At 70.0% G+C, this 7,704-nt stretch carries 7 protein-coding genes; 4 read left to right on the plus strand and 3 right to left on the minus strand.

The genetic code is table 11. The features are described 5' to 3' along the window. Both ACWGI8_RS35125 and ACWGI8_RS35130 read left to right on the plus strand, forming a co-directional pair. Positions 1–1,178, plus strand: a 1,178-nt coding sequence (locus tag ACWGI8_RS35125) for an MATE family efflux transporter (protein WP_453667233.1), incomplete at its 5' end; no start/stop codon positions are given. 129 nt (positions 1,179–1,307) lie between these two features. After that, entirely contained in the window at positions 1,308–2,081 is a 774-nt protein-coding gene (locus ACWGI8_RS35130) for a YqjF family protein (RefSeq protein WP_453667235.1), read from the plus strand. 19 nt (positions 2,082–2,100) lie between these two features. Here ACWGI8_RS35130 and ACWGI8_RS35135 read toward each other — a convergent pair whose 3' ends face one another. The 3 genes from ACWGI8_RS35135 to ACWGI8_RS35145 all read right to left on the minus strand — a co-directional run bounded on the left by ACWGI8_RS35135 (position 2,101) and on the right by ACWGI8_RS35145 (position 4,510). Continuing rightward, the gene (locus tag ACWGI8_RS35135; protein ID WP_453667237.1) at positions 2,101–2,484 is read right to left on the minus strand and encodes a hypothetical protein; all 384 of its coding nucleotides are present in this window, start codon (positions 2,482–2,484) and stop codon (positions 2,101–2,103) included. Positions 2,485–2,711: 227 nt separating this feature from the next. Beyond that, entirely contained in the window at positions 2,712–3,734 is a 1,023-nt protein-coding gene (locus ACWGI8_RS35140) for a helix-turn-helix domain-containing protein (RefSeq protein WP_453667238.1), read from the minus strand. Between the two features lie 209 nt (positions 3,735–3,943). Then, positions 3,944–4,510 carry a Chromate resistance protein ChrB gene (locus ACWGI8_RS35145; protein WP_453667239.1) on the minus strand — a complete coding sequence of 189 codons (567 nt, stop codon included), beginning with the start codon at positions 4,508–4,510 and terminating at the stop codon, positions 3,944–3,946. A gap of 349 nt (positions 4,511–4,859) precedes the next feature. On the opposite strand from ACWGI8_RS35145, the gene ACWGI8_RS35150 reads away from it, so the two are divergent. After that, a complete protein-coding gene (locus ACWGI8_RS35150; protein WP_453667241.1) occupies positions 4,860–6,869 on the plus strand; it encodes a SpoIIE family protein phosphatase in 2,010 nt (669 codons plus the stop codon). Between the two features lie 205 nt (positions 6,870–7,074). Then, positions 7,075–7,704 (plus strand): VC0807 family protein (locus ACWGI8_RS35155; RefSeq protein WP_453667243.1); only part of this gene is annotated, 630 nt, incomplete at its 3' end.

Consider the following 7,704-nt stretch of genomic DNA (forward strand, 5'->3'; position numbering starts at 1 on the left):
CCGCCCGCGTCGAGCGGGCCGCGGCCGTCACCGGCACGAAGGAAAAGGAAGACGAAGGAGAGGGGCACGAGGAAGTCCGTGGGATCGTCCGCGCGAGTATGGCCGTGGCCACGCTCGCCGGCATCGCCGGAGCCGTGCTCATGATCGTCATCGGCCAGGCCCTGACCTGGCCCGGCCAGGACGCCGCCGTCGTCGAACTCACCCGGACCATGCTGCTGGCGCTGGCTCCCGGGCTGCTGCCCTGCTTGTGGTTTCAGGCCGTACGTCAGTTCACCGTCGGCATGCGACGCCCCCAGGCACTCGTGCAGATCACCATCGCGTCCGTAGCCGTCAACGCGGGTCTGAACTGGGTTCTCATCCACGGCACCGGGGGACTGCCCCGCCTCGGCCTGACCGGCATAGGCGTCGCCACCTCCATCGTCCACCTGCTGTCCTTCCTCGCCCTGTACACATCGACGAGAAGGGACAGCGAACTGGCGCCGCTGCTCTCCCTGAACGCGGCCAAGGCGGACCCGGCCACCGTCAAACGGCTCATCGGCCTCGGCGTGCCGACAGCGGCCACCTACGGCTCGGAAGCCGGCTTCTTCTCGATCACCGCCCTGATGGCCGGATCCTTCGGCCCGGACGCCCTCGCCGCGCACACCGCCGTCAACCAGCTCGTCTACATCGTCTTCCAGGTCGCCGTCGGGCTCTCCCACGCCGCGTCCATCACGGTCAGCCGCGAACTCGCCCTCGGCCGCCCCGACGACGCCCGCCGCATCAAGAACACCGCACTCGCCTGCGCGGCAGCCGTCATGACCGTCGTCGGCATCGGCTACCTCGTCCTTCCGCGGCTCGTCCTGGCCCCGTTCCTCGACTCCGGCTCCGACCAGGCGCTCACCATCGCCACCCAGCTGCTGATGGTCACCGCGTTCCTCCAGTTCTTCGACTGCGCGCAGAACATAGGAGTCGGCCTCCTCCGCGGCCTCGACGACACCAGGAGCGGCTTCCGTATCACCCTCGTCGGCTACTGGGCCGTCGGCCTCCCCGCCTCCTGGCTCCTGGCCCACCCCGTGGGCCTCGACACCCTCGGCATCTGGCTCGGCCTCCTCACCGGCCTGGCCACCACCGCCGTACTCCTCCTGCGCCAGTACAGCCGAGGACTGGCCGGCCACACGAGCGAGCCCGTCCCGGCCTGAACCCTGCCACACCGCGAGCCCGGTCAACCGTCGCTTCATGACGGCGAATTCGCACCCTCACCGGCGAGGAGCGGTGCGGCCGGAGGGGGCGGGCCACTGCTGCACTGGCGGCTCTGGAATCCTTGCCCCGTGTCCCTCACACCACTCGCCCCGGAACCGGAACCCATAACGGCTGATCCGCCCCACTCCGCAGCAAGCCCTCTGCTCACCCAGTCCTGGCTCGACCTGGCCTTTATCCACTGGGCCGCCGATCCTGCCGACGTCGCTCCGCTGCTGCCGACCGGGACCGTCCCGGACACCCTGAACGGGGCGACGTACGTCGGCCTCGTCGCCTTCCGGATGCACCGCGTCGGATGGTTGCGCCTCCCCGGCGTCCCCTACCTGGGCACGTTCCCCGAGACAAACGTCCGCCTCTACTCGGTGGATGCGCACGGACGCCGCGGCGTGGTCTTCCGCTCGCTCGACGCCTCCCGCCTCATACCGGTGGCGGTCGGGCGAGCCGCCTTCCGGCTCCCGTACCTCTGGTCACGGATGGCCATCCGCCACGACGGCCCCACCATCACGTACACCAGCACCCGACGCTGGCCCGGCCCCCGGGGCGCGCACAGCCGGATCGCCGTACGGGTCGGCGAACGCGTCCAGGACCCCACCGAGCTCGAACACTTCCTGACCGCCCGCTGGGGCATGCACAACGCTTCCCTCGGCCGGCCGCTGTACCTCCCGAACACCCACCCGCGCTGGCCGCTGCACCGCGCCGAGCTCCTCGAGTGCGACGAGGACCTCGTGGCCGCGGCAGGACTGCCCCAGCCGGTCGGCGAACCCGTGAGCGTGCTGTACTCGCCGGGAGTGCCCGTGGAATTCGGGCGCCCGGCCCGCCGCCCCGGTGGCATCCCCACTCCCTGACGGGGGGCGCAGGGTCGGGTCAGGGGATGTGGATGCTGTTGAGGAGCTGCTGATGCATCTCATTCACGGTCTTCTCGTTCGCCTCAGGACCCATGGTCATGGCCGTAACGACGTGCTTGTCATCAGAGATGAAGCGAATGACACCGACGTCGCCCTGATTGGTGGAGAGTCGCGCGTCGAGGGCGGGGCGGCCATCAACCGTAGTCTTCTGACTGCTGATGACGGTGAGAGTAGGGCCGGGTTCCGAGTTCCAGCCCCCAACGAAGCTCTCAAGATCCTTTTCGAGACTCGTCTGGGAGGTGGCGGGTGCGTCGGTGACGGTGAAGGCTGTGTACGCCTCCGGAGTATTGGCCGAGTAAAGGCGGCCGGGGGCGGGCGGGCCACCTGCTCTGCGTGAACCCACGTCTCCATTGAGCCCGGCAGAGCGAATCGCGTCATGCCCCTGAATGGCGTGACACGGGAGCTCGGGACTTGACATCGACGGATCGCGGGAGCCCTGGCGGCCCGCCGCGCGGCGCTGCGGGCCGCGAGGAGCTGGACCGCCGTCAACCAGGGCGGACACCCGGACGATCCCCTGCGCATACGATGCGACGCGGGTTGGCCGCGGCACTGCCCGCCCTGCCGTTGCGGTTACGCGTTCGCCGGTGTGGCGAGTGGCTGCGGGGACCGGCGTGCGTTGAAGGCGGAGCGGTACGCCTGCGGGGTGGTGCCCACGACTCGGCGGAAGCGTTCCCGAAAGGCTGTCGCCGACCCGAATCCAGCCTGGTGGGCGATGCGTTCGATGGGATGGTCGCTGTTCTCCAGGAGGTATTGCGCACGCCGTACGCGGGCCCGCAGCAACCACTGCAGAGGAGTGGTGCCCATCTGTTCGCGGAAGCGGCGGCTGAACGTGCGACCGCTCATTCCGGAGCGTGCGGCCATGGCGTCCAGGGTCAGCTCGTGGGCGAGGTTGTCCTCGATCCAGTCCAGCACCGGTTGCAGAACGGAGCCCTTCGGAACGGGCGGCTGCTCGTGGACGATGAACTGGGCTTGACCGCCCTCGCGTTCCAGCGGCATGACCGACAGACGCGCGGTGTCTGCGGCGACGGCGGAGCCGAGGTCGCGGCGGATCATGTGCAGGCACAGGTCCAGGCTCGCGGCGGCGCCGGCCGAGGTGAGGATCTGCCCGTTGTCGACGTAGCCGTGGCGGGGATCGACGCGGTGGAGCAGGGCGCGTCCGCCATGGCGAGCGGATATCCAGGCCCGATCCGCGTCGGTGATCTCGTCATCGACCCAGGCGAACGCGCGCCCGGCCGCCCAACCGAGGATCGCGCGGGTCTTCCAGTGCAGGCCCGCGCGCTGATCCCGCTCGTCGTCGTCGGACGGCTCCGGCCACGTCACCACGGGCAGCTCGGGCAGCCCGAGTCGTGGCGCGATGCACTCGTTCGCGTCGGCCATCCACGTCGTCGCCCAGACCAGGTCGCACGGAAGCGCCGCCAATCGGGGCCCGTGCCCGGGGTTGATCCTGGCCAGCAGCGGGTTCGAGCCGGCTGCCGATGGTTCGAGGCCCGTTCGGTACGTCGGGTGCCCGCCTGCGTGCCGGCTCGGCGCCGCGCCGAACGGGATGAGCGGTCCATCGACGTCGAGGAAGAGAAGAGGCAGTGGTGACTCCATCAGATCAATGATGCCGTCGGCGAACGCGGGAAGTGCAAGTGCTGCGTGGCGGCCGGCTCCAGCGGAGGACGACGTCGACAGAGGTCACTGCTTCCCCGGAGAAGCCGCCGCGGTCGGCCGTGACGCCGTGTGCGCCGACTGTCGCGGTGAACCCGGCCGCGTACAGCGGAACCTTCCGCCTCGCCCGGCACCGGTGGTGCCGTCGGCGGTCATTCGCCCGCCCCCTCACTCCGGTGCAGGGCGGCGAAGACCTGCTCGGCGTAGTCCTCGCAGACGGCCGCGCACTGCTTGAGGCGCTCGCCGGCCCGGGCCGCCTCGGGTGCGCCGAAGACGTCACCGGCCATCAGATCACGGCGCCGACGCCGCAGACGCTCCAGGCTCTGCTCCGCTTCCTCCAGCTCGGCCGGCGTGAACTCGGCGATCCGGATCTCCTTGGCGATCTCAGCCTTGAGCTTGTTGCAGTCCGCGAGGAATTCAGCCCAGTCCTCCGAGCGCGCGGCGGTGAACATCGTCTCGAAGCGGGCAGCGTCCTCGGGCCCACGCCCGGACGCGTGCAGCGCCACGACCTGCCCCTCGGCCCGCTCCGTCAGCTCGATCGCCCGGCGCACGCCGTCGGCGAAGGCCGGCACGTCCGGCACAGCCCACACTCCCTGGCCCAGCGAGAGTGCGCCGGCCTTGCGCAGCTCACGCCAGACTGCCACCCGGTGCCGCGAAGGGCCGGCGGGCAGCCTGATGACGAGGACAATCCACCGTATCCCTGCTCCATCGCTCGTCACGCTGCCGAATGTAGCAGGCGTTACAACGCGCTGGCTGTGCGTGGATACTGGATCAACCCGATCGTCGCCCTCGTCGACACCACTGTCGCGGCCGGCGGCGGTGGCGGCGAGCACGGCCGGTGCCGCCCGTCCCACCGCGTGATGGACGCGGGGTGTCCTGGCGATACAGAGTCGCCTCGATGTCCGCACAATGGATGACGAGAGAGCGTCGCTGTGTCCGGGCGTCCCGTGGCCGGGCTCAGGCATTGTGGCCCTCGGGCGGAAGGGGTAGTCGGTGCCATCAGATCGGCCGGGGGGCGAGAAGGCTCCGGGCCCGTTCTGGTCCGAGCCGGGGCCGATGCTGGAACGCGTGCCCGTTGCGGTCCTCGGCATCGACGAGGACGACCGGATCTGCTACTGGGGGCCCGGCGCGCAGGACCTCTTCGGGCACGACCCCGCGGCGGTGCTGTCCAAACCCCTCGGCGTCCTCCTTTCAGAACCGCCACAGGGTGCCGCTGACGCATCCATCCGGCTGGCGGAGCGGGGCCGCACCCTGGGGTACTGGCGCGGTCGGCTACGGGCCCGGCATCGGGACGGCGCGGCCTTCGACTGCGGTTTCCGGGTCTTTCCCATGACCGGGCCCGACGGGGCGTCCGTGGTCATGGCCCTGGCCAGCCGAAGTGACGCGCTCGACCGGGTGAAGACCAATCTGGCGTTCCTCGATTCCCTTTTCGAGACCTGCCCCATCGGCTTGGTCATGCTCGACGAGGGCCTGCGCTACGTCCACCTCAACCAGGCGCTCGCCGACATGGACGGACTCCCCATCGAGGAGCACCTCGGACGGCGCATGGAAGAAATCATGATCACGTCCGATGGAGGTGAGTACCAGCGGACACTGCGAGCAGTCGCCGAGCAGGGGCGGCCCGTGGTGGGCGCTCTGGTGGGCGTGCGCACACCAGGTCACCCGGACCGTGATCAGGTGCGGTCGGTGAGTTTCTTCCCGCTCAGCCAGGCGGTCGGCAGCCGGCCCGGACTGGGCGGGCTGATGGTCGACGTGACCGACCGGGAGGAGGCGATCATGGAGGTGACCGCGGGACGTCAGCGGCTGGCTCTGCTGAACCGGGCCGCGGCCTCGATCGGCACCACCCTGGACGTGGACGTCACCGCCCAGGAACTGGTTGACGCCGCGGTTCCCGACTTCTCCGACGCCTCCGTCGTGGAACTCGTGGAGTGGATGGACGAGTCCCTCGCGTTCGATCCGGATCTGCCGCTGTTCACCCGCCGGATCGCCTCCGGCACGATCCTGCCCCCACCCGCCACGGAACTCGTGAGCGGACTGGAAAGCGTGACCTACCCGCCCGGTTCCGCCATCCATCAGATGCTGCGAACGGGCCGCGTCGTCCCCGTCCTGGTGAACGACGAGTTCGTGACCCGGACCGTCATCGACCAGGCCCGCGCCCAGCTGCTGAGAGACAGCGGCCTGACCTGCCTCCTCATCGCCCCGCTCATCGCCCGCGGCACGGTCCAGGGCCTCGCCGTCTTCGGACGCTCCGCAGCCAGGCCCGTCTTCACCGACGAGGACCACGGCCTGGCCGGTGAGCTCGCCTCCCGCGCCGCGCTCTGCCTGGACAACGCCCGTCTCTACAGCCGGGTCCAGGACATCGCGCTCACCCTCCAGCGCGCGCTGCTCCCCAGCGCCCTGGCGACCAGCCCTTACGTGCAGGTTGCCCACCGCTACGTACCCGGCAGCCGCATCACCGAGGTGGGGGGCGACTGGTACGACGTGATCAACCTGTCCGGCGACCGGGTCGCCCTCGTCGTCGGTGACGTGATGGGACACGGGGTGCCGGCCGCCGCGGCCATGGGACGACTGCGCATCACGGCCAAGACGATTGCCCGGCACAGCCAGGAACCCGACGATCTGCTGGCCGAGCTCGATGCCTGTGCCCAGGAGGCGGGCATCGAGATGGCGACCTGCCTCTACATCCTCTACGACCCCGCCACCGGGCGCGCCCGCATCGCCAGCGCCGGCCACCCCCCGCCCCTGGTGCGCCACCCGGACGGCACGGTCGAGACGATCAGCGACGTCCTCGGCATCCCCCTCGGGGTTGGCGGTCACGCCTTCGGAACGATCGAGATCGACCTGCCCGAGGACGCCGTACTCGCCCTCTACACCGACGGCCTCATCGAGGCACGCGGCCGGGACATCGAAGCGGGCCTGGACGCATTGCGCGAGGAACTGCGCCGGGAATGCGACCAGTTGGAAGCGACGGCGGACCGCATTCTCTCAAGCCTGCTGCCGGATCCACCGAACGACGACACAGTGCTGGTCCTCGCCCGCGTCCGCCGTCGATCTGCCGGGCCGGGCGGAGCGGCGTAGGTTCCGCTCGTCCGACCGTCCCTACCGGCGCTCTGCCAGGCCTCACAGACATGATCCATAAGAGAGTTCCTGGTCCGGTCCTGTCCGGGGAAGCAAGGATTCCGGACAGCTTGGTGATCATTTGAGGCGCGGGCCCTTGGCTGGGCCGCGCGGTGCCCCTAGCGTCTGTCTGACCGCACTCATCAGGCACTTCTCAGGGGGAAGTATGTCCACCGCCTTGGCGCGCCCCGCGCCGCCCGCCCGTTCCGGATCCGCCGCCGCACTCGGCTGGATCCTGACCATCGGCCTCAACGTCGTTGCGCCGATCCTCACGTACAACGCGCTCGTCGACCACGGCTGGAGCGAGTTCTCGGCGCTGCTGGTCAGCGGCGCATGGCCCGTCCTCGACAGCGCCGTCCACGTGGCCTGGCGCCGCAAGCTAGACGAGTTCGCCGTCGTCACCCTGGTCTTCCTGGTGATCACGGCCGTGGTCTCGCTGGCCGGCACGCACTCCGCCCGCGCCCTGCTGATCAAGGACTCCGCCGTGACCGGGCTGTTCGGGCTGCTCTGCCTGGCCACCCTGCTCGCCTCGCGGCCGCTGATGTTCTACTTCGGCCGCAAGTTCGCCACCGATGGCACCCCGGAGAGCACCGCCTGGTGGAACGGCCTGTGGCAGTACGAGGGCTTCCGCCGGACCATGAACGTGATGACCACGGTCTGGGGCGTGGCGTACCTCGCCGAGGCGGGGGCGCGGATCGCGCTGGCGTACGCCCTGCCCACCAGCACCATGGTGGCGGTCAGCCCCGTCATGATCTACGGGGTGCTCGGCCTGCTGGGCGTGTGGACCGCCCTGTAC

It is taken from the genome of Streptomyces sp. NPDC054841 (assembly GCF_053611045.1).

Excerpts from the sequence above, each read along its gene's own strand:
- ACWGI8_RS35140 (WP_453667238.1), bottom strand. The coding sequence starts at position 3,734 with ATGGAGTCACCACTGCCTCTTCTCTTCCTCGACGTCGATGGACCGCTC.